The sequence below is a fragment of the Salana multivorans genome, assembly GCF_003751805.1.
Taxonomy (GTDB): Bacteria; Actinomycetota; Actinomycetes; order Actinomycetales; family Beutenbergiaceae; genus Salana; species Salana multivorans.
Genome location: NZ_RKHQ01000002.1, coordinates 216,005 through 231,431 on the forward strand (window position 1 = coordinate 216,005; position 15,427 = coordinate 231,431).

General features: G+C 72.0%; 15 protein-coding genes. 13 read left to right on the forward strand and 2 right to left on the reverse strand.

Going from position 1 to position 15,427, the window contains the following annotated elements; all coding sequences use genetic code 11:
* Positions 1–22 precede the first annotated feature (22 nt).
* The 3 genes from dnaG (at position 23) to EDD28_RS13235 (ending at position 3,693) form a co-directional block, all read left to right on the forward strand.
* On the forward strand, positions 23–1,963 hold the full coding sequence (gene dnaG / locus EDD28_RS13225; protein ID WP_123740260.1) for a DNA primase: 1,941 nt from the start codon (positions 23–25) through the stop codon (positions 1,961–1,963).
* Positions 1,964–2,012: 49 nt separating this feature from the next.
* Positions 2,013–2,660 carry a histidine phosphatase family protein gene (locus EDD28_RS13230; protein ID WP_170169542.1) on the forward strand — a complete coding sequence of 216 codons (648 nt, stop codon included), beginning with the start codon at positions 2,013–2,015 and terminating at the stop codon, positions 2,658–2,660.
* Between the two features lie 109 nt (positions 2,661–2,769).
* Positions 2,770–3,693, forward strand: a complete 924-nt coding sequence (locus tag EDD28_RS13235) for a LysR family transcriptional regulator (RefSeq protein ID WP_123740261.1) — start codon at positions 2,770–2,772, stop codon at positions 3,691–3,693.
* A gap of 27 nt (positions 3,694–3,720) precedes the next feature.
* Here the strand turns inward: EDD28_RS13235 and EDD28_RS13240 are convergent, their stop codons facing one another.
* The gene (locus EDD28_RS13240; protein ID WP_123740262.1) at positions 3,721–4,257 is read right to left on the reverse strand and encodes a DinB family protein; all 537 of its coding nucleotides are present in this window, start codon (positions 4,255–4,257) and stop codon (positions 3,721–3,723) included.
* A 114-nt stretch (positions 4,258–4,371) separates the two neighbouring features.
* On the opposite strand from EDD28_RS13240, the gene EDD28_RS13245 reads away from it, so the two are divergent.
* The 7 genes from EDD28_RS13245 to EDD28_RS13275 all read left to right on the forward strand — a co-directional run bounded on the left by EDD28_RS13245 (position 4,372) and on the right by EDD28_RS13275 (position 10,966).
* Positions 4,372–5,154, forward strand: coding sequence for an SDR family oxidoreductase (locus EDD28_RS13245; protein ID WP_123740263.1), 783 nt, complete (start codon positions 4,372–4,374; stop codon positions 5,152–5,154).
* Positions 5,155–5,420: 266 nt separating this feature from the next.
* A complete protein-coding gene (locus tag EDD28_RS13250) occupies positions 5,421–6,452 on the forward strand; it encodes a siderophore ABC transporter substrate-binding protein (RefSeq protein ID WP_123740264.1) in 1,032 nt (343 codons plus the stop codon).
* Positions 6,453–6,459: 7 nt separating this feature from the next.
* Complete coding sequence (locus EDD28_RS13255; RefSeq protein ID WP_123740265.1) at positions 6,460–7,467, forward strand: ABC transporter permease; 1,008 nt, start codon at positions 6,460–6,462, stop codon at positions 7,465–7,467.
* Position 7,468: 1 nt separating this feature from the next.
* The gene (locus tag EDD28_RS13260; protein ID WP_211339269.1) at positions 7,469–8,518 is read left to right on the forward strand and encodes an iron chelate uptake ABC transporter family permease subunit; all 1,050 of its coding nucleotides are present in this window, start codon (positions 7,469–7,471) and stop codon (positions 8,516–8,518) included.
* Positions 8,515–9,270, forward strand: a complete 756-nt coding sequence (locus EDD28_RS13265; protein WP_123740266.1) for an iron ABC transporter ATP-binding protein — start codon at positions 8,515–8,517, stop codon at positions 9,268–9,270. The genes EDD28_RS13260 and EDD28_RS13265 overlap by 4 nt, the downstream gene beginning before the upstream one ends.
* Before the next feature lie 93 nt (positions 9,271–9,363).
* The gene (locus tag EDD28_RS13270) at positions 9,364–10,374 is read left to right on the forward strand and encodes a serine hydrolase domain-containing protein (RefSeq protein WP_123740267.1); all 1,011 of its coding nucleotides are present in this window, start codon (positions 9,364–9,366) and stop codon (positions 10,372–10,374) included.
* Between the two features lie 25 nt (positions 10,375–10,399).
* Complete coding sequence (locus EDD28_RS13275; RefSeq protein WP_123740268.1) at positions 10,400–10,966, forward strand: DUF488 domain-containing protein; 567 nt, start codon at positions 10,400–10,402, stop codon at positions 10,964–10,966.
* 36 nt (positions 10,967–11,002) lie between these two features.
* Here the strand turns inward: EDD28_RS13275 and EDD28_RS13280 are convergent, their stop codons facing one another.
* Entirely contained in the window at positions 11,003–12,127 is a 1,125-nt protein-coding gene (locus tag EDD28_RS13280; RefSeq protein ID WP_123740269.1) for an ROK family protein, read from the reverse strand.
* 158 nt (positions 12,128–12,285) lie between these two features.
* Here EDD28_RS13280 and EDD28_RS13285 point away from each other — a divergent pair, with 158 nt between their 5' ends.
* Genes EDD28_RS13285 through EDD28_RS13295 form a run of 3 tightly spaced genes read left to right on the forward strand, consistent with a single transcriptional unit; the run spans position 12,286 to position 15,385 of the window.
* Positions 12,286–13,545 (forward strand): ABC transporter substrate-binding protein, encoded by a 1,260-nt coding sequence (locus EDD28_RS13285; RefSeq protein ID WP_170169494.1) that lies wholly within the window; start codon positions 12,286–12,288, stop codon positions 13,543–13,545.
* Positions 13,542–14,492 carry a carbohydrate ABC transporter permease gene (locus EDD28_RS13290; protein WP_123740271.1) on the forward strand — a complete coding sequence of 317 codons (951 nt, stop codon included), beginning with the start codon at positions 13,542–13,544 and terminating at the stop codon, positions 14,490–14,492. Before EDD28_RS13285 ends, EDD28_RS13290 begins: the two co-directional genes overlap by 4 nt.
* Complete coding sequence (locus tag EDD28_RS13295; protein ID WP_123740272.1) at positions 14,492–15,385, forward strand: carbohydrate ABC transporter permease; 894 nt, start codon at positions 14,492–14,494, stop codon at positions 15,383–15,385. Before EDD28_RS13290 ends, EDD28_RS13295 begins: the two co-directional genes overlap by 1 nt.
* Positions 15,386–15,427 lie beyond the last annotated feature (42 nt).

Here is a 15,427-nt window from a genome sequence, read left to right on the forward strand (position 1 = left end):
CCGCGCGACCTAGACTGACCGCATGAGCCGGATCCGTCGCGAGAGCGTGACGCAGGTCCGCGAGACAGCCCGCATCGAGGAGGTCGTCGCGGAGCACGTCACCCTCCGCGCGGCCGGGGTCGGCTCGATGAAGGGCCTGTGCCCGTTCCACGACGAGCGCACCCCGAGCTTCCACGTCCGCCCCCAGCTCGGCCTGTGGCACTGCTTCGGCTGCAGCGAGGGCGGCGACGTCATCTCGTTCGTCCAGAAGGTCGACCACCTGCCGTTCGCCGAGGCGGTCGAGCGTCTCGCCGGGAAGTACGGCGTCACGCTGGCCTACGAGGAGGACGGCAGCGGCGGCCCGTCCCGTCCGCGCGAGGAGCCCGGCCGGCGCCAGCGGCTCGTCGAGGCCCACCGCGTCGCGGCGGAGTTCTACGCCGAGCAGCTCATGTCGCCCGAGGCCGCGACCGCGCGGGCCTTCCTCGCCGAGCGCGCGTTCGACCGCGCGGCCGCCACGACCTTCGGCGTCGGCTACGCGCCCAAGGGCTGGGACGCCCTCCTGCGCCACCTGTCCGGTCGCGGGTTCACGCAGGCGGAGCTGGCCGCCGCCGGTCTCGTCTCGCAGGGCAACCGCGGCTACTACGACCGGTTCCGTGGCCGGCTCGTCTGGCCCATCCGGGACATCACGGGCGACGTCGTCGGGTTCGGAGCGCGCAAGCTCTACGAGGACGACCCCGGTCCCAAGTACCTCAACACCCCCGAGACCTCGATCTACCACAAGGCCCAGGTCCTGTACGGGCTCGACCTCGCGAAGAAGTCGATCACCACGCAGCGCCAGGTCGTCGTCGTCGAGGGCTACACGGACGTCATGGCCTGTCACCTCGCCGGCGTCACGACCGCCGTCGCGACCTGCGGCACCGCGTTCGGGTCGGACCACGTGCGGATCGTGCGGCGGCTGCTCGGCGACGTCGCGACGGGCGCGAACGGCATCATCCTCTCGACCGGTCAGGCGATCGGCGGCGAGGTCATCTTCACCTTCGACGGCGACGCCGCCGGCCAGAAGGCCGCCCTGCGGGCGTTCGGCGAGGACCAGTCGTTCGCCGCGCAGACGTTCGTCGCGGTCTCGCCCGGTGGGCTCGACCCGTGCGAGGTCCGGATCGCCAGCGGCGACGCGGCGGTGCGCGGGCTCGTCGCCGGCCGGACGCCGCTGTTCGAGTTCGCGATCCGCTCGGTGCTCGCGAGCGTCGACCTGTCGACGGCAGAGGGACGGGTCGCCGGGCTGCGGGCCGCGGCCCCCGTCATCGCGACGATCCGCGACCGCGCCCTGCGCGGGGAGTACGCCCGCCAGCTCTCCGGCTGGCTCGGGATGGACCCGGCGGACGTGCGCTGGGAGGTCAAGAACGCGCCGCGGCTGCAGCCCCGCCGCGAGGAGTACCGCGGCCCGGACCGTCCGTCGGGCGAGCACGGCGACGACGATGCCGGTGGTCCAGCGGTCCCCGCCCGCCCGCAGCGGACCCCGGTGCCGACCGACCCGCTGGCGCGCCTGGAGCGCCAGGTGCTCGAGGCCGCGCTCCAGAGCCCCGGCGCCGCGGCCACGGGCGGCTTCGACGACCTCGACCCGGACGCGTTCGACGTGCCGCTGCACCGCGGTGTGCACACGGCGATCGTCGCCGCCGGTGGTGCCGGCGCGGGTGTCGGCAACGAGGCGGCGTGGGTCGCCGACGTCATCGACGGCGTCCCCACCGACGTGGCGTCGTTCGTCCGCGAGCTCAGCGTCGCCGAGGTGCCGGTGAACGCCGACCGCCTCGACGCCTACGTGCGCGGCATCGTGACCGAGCTGCGCCGGATGGGCCTGACGCGGCGGATCTCAGCGCTCAAGGGCCGGATCCGCGCGACGCCGGCGTCCGATCCCGAGAGCAGCGCCCTGTGGTCGGAGGTGTACGCGCTGGAGGAGGCGCGGCACCGGCTGGTCGCGGTGGAGTAGGCCGATGGCTCGACGAGGGGACGCGGTGGACGTGGAGCTGGGGGTGAGCATGGACAAGCTGCCGCGGCGGCCAGCGCCCGACAATCCCTCGGGCACGCTCGTCCTGCTGCGGCACGGCGAGACCGAGTGGTCCAGGGCCGGCAGGCACACCGGGCTCACCGACGTGCCCCTCACCGAGCACGGCGAGGCCCTGGCGCGGGCCGCCGGCGTGCTGCTCGCCGACTACGACTTCCGGCTCGTCCTCAGCTCGCCCCTGCGGCGCGCACGGCACACGGCCGAGCTGGCGGGGCTGGAGGCCGCGATCGACCCCCTCCTGGTCGAGTGGGACTACGGCGGGTACGAGGGACGGACGACGCGGGAGATCCGGGCCGAGCTCGGCTACGGCTGGGACGCCTTCACGCACGGCGTCGTCCGCGGCGAGACGCCGGGGGAGACCGTCGAGGAGGTCGCGGCGCGCGCCTCGCGGGTGCTCACCCGGGTGCTCCCCGCAATGGCGGACGGGGACGTCGCCCTCGTCGCGCACGGGCACTACCTGCGGATCCTCACCGCCGTGTTCCTGCGGCTCGCCCCGCGCTTCGGCGCCAAGCTGGCGCTGGACGCCGGCTCGATCTCGGTGCTGGGCTTCTACCGCGAGCAGCCGGCGGTGCTCGCCTGGAACCGCGGTCCGCACCTTCCGCACGCGGCCTCGGAGTCCTGAACCGGTCGGCGGGTCGCCGCGTCGGGCGCACGCGCGTCATCGCGGGCGCGAGCGAGCGACGGACCACCGCCCACCTGCGTCTGGCGTCGGAAACCTATAACCTCGCGTGATGAGCACCGGGATCGACCTCAGCGCGCTGCGCCTTCTCCAGGCCATCCGGGACCAGGGCACGCTGACGGCTGCCGCCGAGTCCCTCGGCGTCAGCCAGCCCGCCGTGAGCCAGAACATCCAGCGTCTCGAGCGGCGGCTCGGCACCCCGCTGCTCGTCCGCGCGGGCCGCAGCGTCCGGCTCACCGAGGCCGGCGAGGTGCTCGCGCGGCACGGCGAGAGCGTGAGCGCTGCGCTGCGCGCGGCGGAGGCGGAGATCGTGGCGCTGACCGGGCTGCAGTCCGGGCTCGTGCGGCTCGCGGCCTTCCCGTCCTCCTCCTCCGCGCTGGTCCCGCGCGCGCTCGCCATCCTGCGCGAGCGCCACCCCGGCGTCGCCGTGCGGCTGGAGGAGGTCGAGCCGCCCGAGTCGCTCGCGATGGTGCGCACGGGCGAGGTCGACGTCGCGCTCGCCTTCGCCTACGAGGGCACCGACCTCGGACGGGGCGAGGACGACCTGACCGGCCTGTGCGTCCAGAACCTGCTCGAGGACCCCGTGCTCCTCGCGCTCCCGCGCGACCACGAGCTGGCCGGACGGAAGGACCTGAGCCTGGTCGACGCCCGGGACGAGCGGTGGATCGCCGGCTGCCCGCGGTGCCGCGGCCACCTCATGTCCTCGGCGCGGGCGAGCGGCTTCACGCCCGACATCACGTTCGCGACCGACGACCCCTCGGCCGTGCTCGGGCTCGTGGGGGAGGGACTCGGCGTCGGGCTCCTGCCCGGGATGGTCCGGCCCATCGCGCGGGCGCACGACGGCGTCGTCCTGCGCGAGGTCGCCGGGGTCTCCCCGCGCTCCGTGCACGCCGTCACGAGCCCCGACCTGCTCGGCGTGCCCGCCGTCGGCGCCCTGCTCGACGCCGTCCGCGACGCGGTCGCCGAGCTCGCCTGAGCCGCGGCACCTCGTCGGGGCCGCCGGCTACTCGCCGGTCGTGCCGTCGATCGCCTCGCGCAGGAGGTCGGCGTGCCCGTTGTGCCGGGCGTACTCCTCGATCATGTGCACGAGGATCCAGCGCAGCGAGACCCTCCGGTCGTGCCGCGCGACGACGGCGAGGCGGTCGAGCCCGTCCGGTCCGGCCAGGACCCGCGCCACGATCGCGTCCGACGCCGCGACGGCCTCCCGCCACAGCGCGCGCACCTCGTCCCCGGGCAGCCCGACGTGCCAGTCGGCGTCGGGATCGGCCCTCCAGTCGGTCCCGCGCCAGCGCGGCGCCGGCTCGTCGCCCAGCAGGACCGTGGCGAACCAGTAGTCCTCGACCCACGCGAGGTGCCCGAGCATCCCGCCGAGCGTCATCGTCGACGGGGGCAGCGTCGCGGCCAGGCCCGCGTCGTCGAGCCCGTCGGTCTTCCACGCGAGGGTCGCGCGCTGGAAGGCGAGGAACTGGGTGAGCGTGCGGACCTCGTCGGCCGACGGCTCCGGGTCGGGTCGGCCCTGGTCGTCGAGGGGAGTCGTCATCCCACCAGCCTGCCAGTCGGCGGGGACCTAGGTCCCCTGGTTTTCCGCCGCCACGCTGTCAGCGTTGAAGCACGGTCCGGGACGGGCCCGGGCCCGTGGGACGAAGGAGTTTCCATGGCTCGCACGTACGTCGTCACCGGCTCCGCCTCGGGGATCGGCCGGGCAACGGCCGAGCTGCTCCGCGAGCAGGGCCACCACGTCATCGGCGTCGACCTGCACGATGCCGACATCACCGTCGACCTCACCGCGCCCACCGATCGCGAGCGTCTCGTCGCCGAGGTCGCGGAGCGCTCGGGCGGCGCGATCGACGCGATCGTCGCCGTCGCCGGGCTCGCCCTCCCGATCCCGGCGACGGTCGGGGTGAACTACTTCGGCATGGTCGCGACGCTCGAGGGCCTCCGGCCGCTGCTGGCGGGCTCGCCGGCGCCCCGCGCGGTCGGCGTCGCGTCCATGGCGAGCCTCCACCCGAACGACGCGGAGCTCGTCGACCTCCTGCTGGCCGGCGACGAGCCGGGTGCGCTCGCCCGCGCCGAGGTGCTCGCCGCCGACCCCGAGACGACCGGTGCCCTCATCTACGGCTCGACCAAGGCCGCCTTCGCGCGATGGGTCCGCCGCAACGCCGCGCGTCCGGAGTGGGCCGGCGCCGGCATCCCGCTCAACGCGGTCGCGCCCGGCGTCATCATCACGCCGATGACGGCGGCGATGGTCGAGACGGCGGAGCAGCGCACGGCCCTGCTCGAGCTCGTCCCGATGCCGCTCAACGGCTTCGCCGAGGCGATCACCGTGGCCCGGCTGCTCGCGTGGCTCGCCTCCGAGGAGAACACCCACCTGTGCGGCCAGGTGGTCTTCATCGACGGCGGGAGCGACGTCGTCATCCGCGGCGACGCGACCTGGTGAGGCGTCGGGCGTGAGGCGTGACGGTGGGGGCGGTCCCGGGCGGGCCGCCCCCACCGTCGTGGCGCGGGACCGGGCGGACCGCCGGTCACATGGTGGGATGAGGTTCTCACATGGTGAACTGATGAGCCAAGGCTGCCCTTACTCGGGCTACGCTCGGGGTTAGCAAAACACGAGCGTTGCGTAATTCGCCGATCGGTGAGTCCGCGCCGGTTCTGCTCCCTGTCGTCGACCCCCAAGGAACACCCGTGTCTTCCACCCGCCGCGCCATGCGCGCCGTGCCGGCCCTCGCGCTCGCCGCGCTCGTCCTCGCCGCCTGCAGCACGCCGTCGGACTCGACGGCGACGCCGGACGGCTCCACCGAGTCCGCCACCGAGGCCGCCGAGACCCCCGCCGCCGACGAGACGTCCGACGAGGCCGGCTCCGGCGTCGTCGAGATCACCGACAACAACGGGACCTACGAGATCGCCACCCCGCCGGTCTCGGTCGCCGTGTTCGACAACCGCTCGTTCCAGACGCTCGCCGACTGGGGCATCGAGCCGACGGTCGCGGCCGTCTCGCTCATGCCGAGCACCGTGACGTTCGCCAACCAGGCCGAGATCGCCGACGTCGGCACGCACAACGAGCCCGACCTCGAGCTGCTCGTCCCGGCCGACCCCGACGTCGTCATCAACGGTCAGCGCTTCACGCAGTTCCAGGACGACATCGTCGAGCTGGTGCCCGACGCGACCGTCCTCGTCCTCGACCCGCGGGACGGCGAGCCGTTCGACGCCGAGCTCAAGCGCCAGGTCACCGTCCTCGGCGAGGTCTTCGGCAAGCAGGCCGAGGCTACGAAGCTCGTCGACGACCTCGACGCCGCCATCGCCCGCGTCAAGGCCGCCTACGACCCGGCCGACACGGTCATGGCCGTCAACACCTCCGGCGGCGAGATCGGCTACCTCGCCCCGGGCGTCGGCCGCACGCTCGGCCCGGTCTTCGACATCCTCGGCCTGACGCCGGCGCTCGAGGTCGAGGGCGCGAGCGACAACCACCAGGGCGACGACATCTCGGTCGAGGCCATCGCGACGTCCAACCCGTCGTGGATCCTCGTGATGGACCGCGACGCCGCCATCTCGGCCGACGACCCCGAGTACACGCCCGCCGCCGAGATCCTCGAGTCGAACGAGGCGCTCGCCGGCGTCACGGCCGTGACGCAGGGCCAGATCGTCTACATGCCCGCCGACACGTACACGAACGAGGGCATCCAGACGTACACGACGTTCCTCAACTCGTTCGCTGACGCGCTCGAGGCCGCGAAGTAAGCGCTGCGTGAGGTCCGGCCACACCGCCGTCGCCCCCTCGGTCACCGACCGAGGGGGCGTTCGGCGTCCCCGATCGGTCGACGTCCCCCTCGTCGTCGCAACCGTCCTCGTCCTCGCCCTGCTCGTCGCCTCGCTGTTCACGGGCGTCTACGACGTGGTCGGCGCCGAGGACGGCGCCCGCATGTTCGCGATCACCCGGATCCCGCGGACGGTCGCGCTCGTGCTGTCCGGTGCCGCCATGGCGATGGCGGGCCTCGTCATGCAGCTCATCACGCAGAACCGGTTCGTCGAGCCGACCACGACGGGGACGACGGAGTGGGCCGGCCTCGGGCTGCTCCTCGTCATGGTCCTCCTGCCGGGGGCGAGCATCCTCGTCCGGATGGTCGGCGCGATCGTCGCGGCCTTCGTCGGGACGATGGTGTTCTTCGCGTTCCTGCGCCGGGTGCAGCTGCGCAGCTCGCTCATCGTGCCGATCGTCGGGATCATGCTCGGCGCGATCGTCTCGGCCGTCACGACGTTCATCGCGCTCAAGACGAACCTCCTGCAGAACCTCGGCGTGTGGTTCGCCGGCAGCTTCACCTCCGTGCTCAAGGGCCAGTACGAGGTGCTGTGGATCGTCGTGGTCGCCGTCGTCGTCATCACGATCGCCGCCGACCGGTTCACCGCTGCGGGGCTCGGCGAGGACGTCGCGACGAACCTCGGCATCGACTACCGGCGGGTCATGCTGCTCGCGACCGCGCTCATCGCGCTGGTCACCGGCGTCGTGACCGTCGTCGTGGGGTACCTGCCGTTCGTCGGGCTCATCGTGCCGAACGTCGTCTCGCTGTGGCGCGGGGACAACCTGCGCAGCAACCTGCCGTGGGTCTGCCTGCTCGGCGTCGGCCTCGTCACGGTCTGCGACCTCATCGGGCGCCTCGTCATCATGCCGTTCGAGGTCCCGGTCTCGCTCGTGCTCGGGGTCGTCGGAGCCTTCGCGTTCGTCGCGCTCCTCCTGCGGCAGGAGCGTCGTGGCTGACCTGCTCGACGCCCGCCCGGCCCAGCCGTCAGCGTCGCGCGTGCCCCGCGCGCGGACCTCCCGCGCGCTGCCGACGGCCCGCGCGCGCCGGCGCTACGTCCTCGTGCTCGTCGCCCTCGCGCTGCTCGCCCTCGCCTTCACCTACGTGCTGCTCGCCGTCGACAACCCGATGCCCGCCGGCTCCGACGGCTGGTGGCGCATCGCGCGGCGACGCATCACCTCCGTCACCGTCATGGGCGTCGTCGCGTTCTGCCAGGCCGTGGCGACCGTGAGCTTCCAGACGGTCGCGCAGAACCGGATCGTCACCCCGTCGATCATGGGGTTCTCCTCGCTCTACGTCGCGATCCAGACCGGCGCGGTCTACTTCCTCGGCGTCGCCGGGATCGTCGCGCTCCAGGGGACCACCCAGTTCCTCCTCCAGACCGCCGTCATGGTGGCGTTCGCCGTCGCGCTCTACGGCTGGCTGCTGTCGCGGCGCAGCGGCAACGTCCAGCTCATGCTGCTCATCGGGATCGTCATCGGCGGCGGGCTCGGCTCCGTCGCGGCGTTCATGCAGCGCCTGCTCACCCCGAGCGAGTTCGACGTGCTCGTCGCGCGCATGTTCGGCAGCGTGTCGAACGCCGACGCGTCCTACCTGCCCGTCGCCATCCCGCTGGCGGCGGTCGCCGGCACCGTCCTGCTCGTGCGCTCGCGCCGGCTCAACGTCGTGGCGCTCGGCCGCGCCGTCGGGACCAACCTCGGGATCGACCACCGGCGCGAGACGCTGGTGACGCTGTTCCTCGTGTCCATCCTCATGGCGGTCTCCACCGCGCTCGTCGGGCCGATGACGTTCCTCGGCTTCCTCGTCGCGACGCTCGCCTACGTCCTCGCCGACACCCACGACCACCGCCACGTCTTCCCGCTCGCGATCGGGATCGGCTACGTCGTGCTGTCGGGCGCGTACGTCGTGATGAAGCACGTCTTCTACGCCCAGGGCGTCGTGTCGATCATCGTCGAGCTGGTCGGCGGCACGCTGTTCCTCGTCGTCATCCTCCGGAGGGGTCGCCTGTGATCACCCTGTCCGCCGTCCGCAAGGACTACGCCCCCGACGTGCGGATCGGTCCCGTCGACCTGCGGATCCCCGCCGGCGGCGTGACCGCGCTGATCGGGCCGAACGGCGCCGGCAAGTCGACGCTGCTCACGATGATCGGCCGCCTGCTCGGCCTCGACGCCGGTGCGATCGAGATCGCCGGGTACGACGTCGCGTCGACCGCGTCGAAGGACCTCGCGCGGATCGTGTCGATCCTGCGCCAGGAGAACGGCTTCATCACACGGCTCACGATCCGCCAGCTCGTAGCGTTCGGGAGGTTCCCCTACTCCAAGGGACGCCTCACGGTCCTCGACGAGGAGATCATCGACCGCGCCATCGACTTCCTCCACCTCGGCGAGCTCGAGCACCGCTACCTCGACCAGCTCTCCGGCGGGCAGCGCCAGCGCGCCTACGTCGCGATGGTCCTCGCGCAGGACACCGAGTACGTGCTCCTGGACGAGCCCCTCAACAACCTCGACATGCGGCACTCCGTCCAGATGATGCAGCACCTGCGGCGCATCTCCCGCGAGCTGGGCCGGACCGTCGTCGTCGTGCTGCACGACGTCAACTTCGCCGGGCACTACGCCGACTGGATCTGCGCGGTGAAGGACGGCGTCGTCGCGCGGTTCGGGGCGCCGGAGGAGGTCTTCACCGGCGACGTCCTCACCGACGTCTTCGACACGCCCGTGCAGATCGTCGACGGGCCGCAGGGGCCGATCGCCGTCTACTTCTGAGCCGGGTGCGCGCGGGGCTCGGCACCGCGGTGGCGCGGGGCGCGGGTGCATATTCGCTGGTCGCGGGCGCCGTCCGCCGCCTACCGTGACGGGATGGACCCCGCCACCGCCACCGCCCTGCTCGAGCCCGTCGTGTCCGCCGAGGGGTTCTCCGGCGTCGTGAGCGTGTCGACGGGGGAGGACGTCGTGTTCGAGGCCGCGAGCGGCCTCGCCCACCGCGCGCTCGGCGTCCCGAACACCCCGTCGACCCGGTTCGCCGTGGCGAGCGGCAGCAAGGGCTTCACGGCCCTGGCCGTCGCGCGGCTGATCGAGGAGGGCGTGCTCGCCCTCGACACCCCGGTGCGACGCCACCTCGGCGGCGACCTGCCGCTGATCGACGACGCGGTCACGGTCGAGCACCTGCTCGGCCACACCTCGGGCATCGGCGACTACCTCGACGAGGACGAGCTGGACGTCGCCGACCACGTCCTCGGCCGGCCGATCCACACCTACGTCGACGCCGAGTCGTTCCTGCCCGACCTCGACGGCCACCCGCAGGTGAGCGCGCCGGGGGAGACGTTCGCCTACAACAACGGCGGGTACCTCGTGCTCGCGCTCGTCGCGGCGCGGGCGAGCGGGCGGGACTTCCACGAGCTCGTCCGCACCGAGGTGCTCACCCGCGCCGGCCTGCACCGCACCGACTTCCTGGCGAGCGACCGGCTGCCCGGCGACGTCGCGCTCGGGTATCTCGAGGACACCGGCGACCGGACCAACATCCACCACCTGCCGCTGCTGGGTGGGGGCGACGGCGGCGCCTACACGGACGTGGCCGACATGCGCCGGTTCTGGCGTGCGCTGGTCGCCGGCGAGATCGTCTCCGGCCCCATGCTGGAGACGATGACCGCGCCGCGGCATCTCGACGAGGGCGAGGACATGCGCTACGGCCTCGGCTTCTGGCGCTATCCCTCGGGCCCGGCCCTCGTGCTCGAGGGGTGCGACGCCGGCGTCTCGTTCCACAGCGCCCACGACCCCGGCTCGGGACTCACCGCGACCGTGCTCGCCAACACGGCCGGCGGCGCCTGGCCAGCGGTCGCCGTGTTCCGCGAGATGTTCGCCGGGACGTGACGCGCGCGTGGGCGACGATGGTGGGGTGAGCGAGCCCATCCTGACCGTCGGTCACTCGACCCACCCGATCGAGCAGCTCATCGACCTGCTCCGAGGCGCCGGCGTCACCGACGTCGTCGACGTCCGCAAGCTTCCGGGCTCGCGACGCAACCCGCAGTTCGACCGGGACGCGCTGGCCGCCGCCCTCGCCGGGGCCGGCATCGGCTACCGGCGCGAGGAACGGCTCGGGGGTCGGCGCGGCGCCTCGCGCGACGTCGCGCCCGACGTCAACGGCCTCTGGCGGAACGCGAGCTTCCACCGCTACGCCGACCACGCGCTCGGCGAGGACTTCCGTGCCGGACTGGCGGAGGTGATGGCGCTTGCCCGGTCGCTGCGGCCCGACGGCACGCCCCGGCGGATCGCCCTCATGTGCGCCGAGGCCGTGTGGTGGCGCTGCCACCGCCGGATCATCGCCGACCACCTCCTCGCCCGCGGCGTCGAGGTGGTCCACCTCATGCCGGAGGGCCGGCTCGTCCCGGCGACGCCGACGCCGGGCGCCCGCCTCGCCGACGGGACGGTCGAGTACCCGGCACGGCCGGAGGCCGAGGGGTAGGCCGCGCCGGCCGGCCGGGTCGGCGGGTCGCCCGTCCTACCGGGCTGCGAGCCGGCCGAGGCTCGCCTGGATGGCGATCGCGGCCGCGCCGCGCGCCCAGGCGCCGAACCCCATGGGGTCGACGCGCAGGTCGAGCGGAGAGGCGTCGGGGTCCCGGCCGTGGGCGACGACGTCGAGCGCTGGATCGCTGAACCGCTGCCAGAGCGCGATGCCGTCGCCGCCGAGCACGATCGTCGTCGTCATGGCGAGGCTGGAGACCAGCGCGAGCAGCTGGCCGAGGGCGCGCGAGGCGGCGGTGACGATCGCGACCGCCGGCTCGCGGCCCGAGGCCGCCTCGTCCAGGAGCTCGTCGTAGCCGACCGCACGTCCTGTCGCGAGCTCGTACTGGCCGAGCATGCCCGGGATCGAGGCCAGCACCGACGTGCAGCCGCGGTGCCCGCGGTCGCAGATGGGCCCGGCGTCGCCGAGCGGGAGGTGCCCGGCCAGCCCGAGACCCGTGTCGGGGTGGAGCACGAGGCGGTCGGCGGACACCAGGGCGTACCCGACGCCGGCCCCGATCGTCACGACGGCGAAGTCCGCGACGTTGCGCGCGAGCCCGAACCACTGGTGGGCGGCCGCCAGGGCCACCACGTCGTTGGCGACCACGGTCCGCAGCCCGGTGAGGCGCTCGAGCGTGGTGGCGAGGTCGACGTCCCGCCAGCCGAGGAACGGGGCCCGCGTCACGAGGCGCTCGTCGAGCACGTTGCCGCCGAGACAGACGCCGATGGCGTGGACGCTGCGACCCCCGGTCCGGCCGACCAGGATCTCGACGAGCCCGGCGACCCGGGCCGCGACGGCCTCGGGGGACGCGCCCTCCAGGGGGAGGACCTGCTCGTCCAGGACCTCCGCCCGCATCGTCGTGACGACGCCGAAGGCGGCGTCGCCGGTGATCTTGACACCGACGAACCGGGTGAGGTCCGGCGTGATGTCGAGGGGGCGCTGAGGACGACCGCGGCTGCCGTCGACCACGTCGTCGAGCTCGCGGAACACGCCGTGCTCCAGGTAGGGGCGGGCCAGGCGGGTGAGGCTCGGCGCGGACAGGTCGAGCCGCTGGGCGAGGTCGGTGCGGGAGATCGGACCGTGCACGAGGACCTCGCGGACGAGGGCTTCGGAGCTGTTCATGGGCCTCCTTTACTTCTGCCTCGATACTAACAACCGGGCGCGCCGGCGTCATCAGGCTGACAAGAGCCTATGTACAGCCGGTTTACTTTTCTGGTAGAACTAATCCGTCCAGCACACGTCAGGAGGACTAGATGCATCCAACCCCACGAAGCCGAGGGGTGGTCGCCGTCGCCACGCTGTTCGCCGTCACGGCGGCGCTCGCGGGCTGCGGGCCGGCCGACGACGGTCGGGTCCAGCTCGACTTCTTCCAGTTCAAGGGCGAGGCGGCCCAGGACTTCCGCGACATCGTCGCCGACTTCGAGGCGGCCAACCCCGACATCGACGTCGTCATCAACCAGGTGCCCGACCCGGACACGGCGCTGCGGACGCTGCTGGTCAAGGACCGGGTCCCGGACGTCCTCACCGTCAACGGCAGCGCCTACTACGGCGATCTCGCCAAGGCGGGCATCTTCTACGACTTCTCGGGTGAGCCGATCGTCGACACGGTCAACCCGGCCGTCCTCGACATCCTCGACGCGCTCGGCACGGCGGCCCCCGGGGAGATCAACGCGCTCCCGATGGCGAACAACGCGCTCGGCGTCATCTACAACCGCGAGATCTTCGCCGAGCACGGTCTCGAGGTCCCCACGACCTGGGACGAGCTGATGGACGTGTGCGAGCGGCTGAAGGCGGCCGGCGTCGCGCCGTTCTACGCGACGGCCGCCGACGCGTGGACGACGCTCGAGCCGTTCCTCACGCTCGGTCCCGAGATCCAGCCCGACGACTTCTTCCCGCGGCTGCGCGAGGAGGGTGCGTCCGTCGGCCCGGACTCCTCGGTCTCGTTCCAGAAGGACTACCCCGAGGTGTTCGAGAAGATGGGCGTCCTCTACGACCAGTACGCCCAGGACGGCTGGCGCTCGCGCGGGTACGACGACGGCAACGCCGCCTTTGCCCGCGGGGAGTCCGCGATGTACGTCATGGGCATCTGGTCGTTCAGCCAGATCCTCGCGAACGACCCGGACATCGAGCTCGGCATGTTCCCGATGCCGGGGACCGACGACCCCGAGGACCGGCTCATCGTCACGGGTGTCGACGTCGCCGTCACGATCGGGCGGGACACGGCGCACCCCGAGGAGGCGCTGCGGTTCGTCAACTACCTGCTCTCGCCCGAGACGGTCGCCCGGTACACCGAGTCACAGGTGGCGCTGTCGCCGCTAGCGGACGCCCCGCCCCCGTCCTTCGACGCCCTCCGGGAGATCACCCCGTTCTTCGAGGCGGGCAAGATCTCCGGCTTCCTCGACCACCAGATCCCCGCGGCGTTCCCGCTGCAGCAGATCCTGCAGCAGTTCTTCTTCGACGCCGATGCCACCGCCGCGATGGAGCGGCTCGACAAGGAGTGGGCGCGCTTCGCCGCCCGCAGCTACTCGGAGGACTCATGACCGCCAACGCCGTGCCGTCGGTCGGCACCCCGGCCGCGTCCGAACCGACCCCAGCGAGCGTGGGCACGCCGGCCCGCCGTCGCTCGCTCGGCCGGACCGGGCAGCGCTTCTTCTACTGGATGCTCCTGCCGGCGCTCGGGCTGTTCTTCGTGTTCCACACGCTGCCCGCGCTCATCGGGGTCTTCTTCAGCTTCACGAACTACCGGGGCTACGGCTCGTGGAGCTTCGTCGGGCTGCACAACTACCGCTCGCTCTTCCTGGACGAGAACGTCTGGGCCGCGTACCGGTTCACGTTCCTGTTCGCGATCGTCTCGACGGTGCTCGTCAACGTCATCGCGATGCTGCTCGCGCTCGGGCTCAACGCGCGGATCGGGTTCCGATCGGGCTTCCGGGCGATCTTCTTCACGCCCTACGTGCTGTCGGTGCTGATCGTCGGCTACGTCTTCTCCTACCTGTTCAGCAACACGCTCCCTCAGCTCCTGCCCAGCATCCCGGTGTTCGCGAACAACATCCTCGCGAGCGAGCAGTGGGCCTGGGTGCCGATCGTGATCGTGACGGTCTGGCAGAGCGCTGCGTTCGCCACGATCCTCTACCTGGCCGGTCTCCAGACCATCCCGGGCGAGGTCTACGAGGCTGCGGCGCTCGACGGCGCGACCGGCTGGACCCAGTTCTGGAAGATCACCTTCCCGCTCATCTCGGGCTTCTTCACCATCAACATGGTGCTGAGCCTCAAGGGCTTCCTCCAGGTGTTCGACCAGGTCGTCGCCCTCACCAACGGCGGTCCCGGCACCTCGACGCAGTCGATCACCATGCTGATCTTCCGCGGCGGCTTCCAGGGCGGGGAGTACGCCTACCAGACGGCGAACGCGGTCATCTACTTCATCGTGATCGTGCTCGTCTCGCTCGTCCAGTTCCGGATCCTCAACCGACGTCAGGCGGACTTCTGATGACCACCACCCTCGACACGGGCCTGCTCGAGAAGGCCTTGCCCGCCCGACCGAGGCGGATCCGCGCCTCCCGACCCGGCCGGATCAACGGCTGGCTGACGGCCCTCATCGCCGTGTGCTCGCTCACCGTCCTCGCGCCGCTCTACTTCGCCGTCGCGGTCTCGCTCAAGACCCCCGGCCAGCTCCAGGGCGGCACGGGCTTCGAGCTGCCCAACCCGGTCCAGTGGGACAACTTCGCCAAGGCGTGGAACGTCACCGACTTCCCGCGGGCGCTCGTCAACACGGCGCTCATCACGGTCGTCACGGTCGCGCTCACGCTGGTGACCAACTCGGTCGTCTCCTACGTCATCGCGCGGAACATGCACCGCCGGTTCTTCAAGGCGAGCTTCTTCTACGTGCTCTCCGCGATGTTCATCCCGTTCCCGATCATCATGCTGCCCGTCGTCAAGGTGACGTCGGTCCTGCACCTGGACAACCAGCTCGGGCTCGCGCTGCTCTACACGGTGTACGGGCTGAGCATGAACATGTTCCTGTACGTCGCGTTCATCCGCTCGATCCCGATCGAGCTGGAGGAGGCCGCCCGCACGGACGGCGCCAGCTCGGCCCGCGTCTTCTGGCAGATCGTGTTCCCGCTCCTCGGCCCGATGAATGCGACCGTCGGCATCCTCACCTGCGTCTGGGCGTGGAACGACTTCATCCTCCCGCTCGTCGTCCTCACCGATCCGTCGGCGCGTACGCTCCCGCTGGCGCAGTACGTGCTGCAAGGTCAGTACAACACCGACTACACGACGGCCTTCGCCTCCTACCTCATGGCGATGGCGCCGCTGCTGCTGGTGTACGTCGTGTCGCAGCGCTGGGTGATCTCCGGCGTCATGCGCGGCTCGATCAAGTAGCTCCACCGCTCGTCCGTCTCCGATCCGCCTCCGAACCCGGGA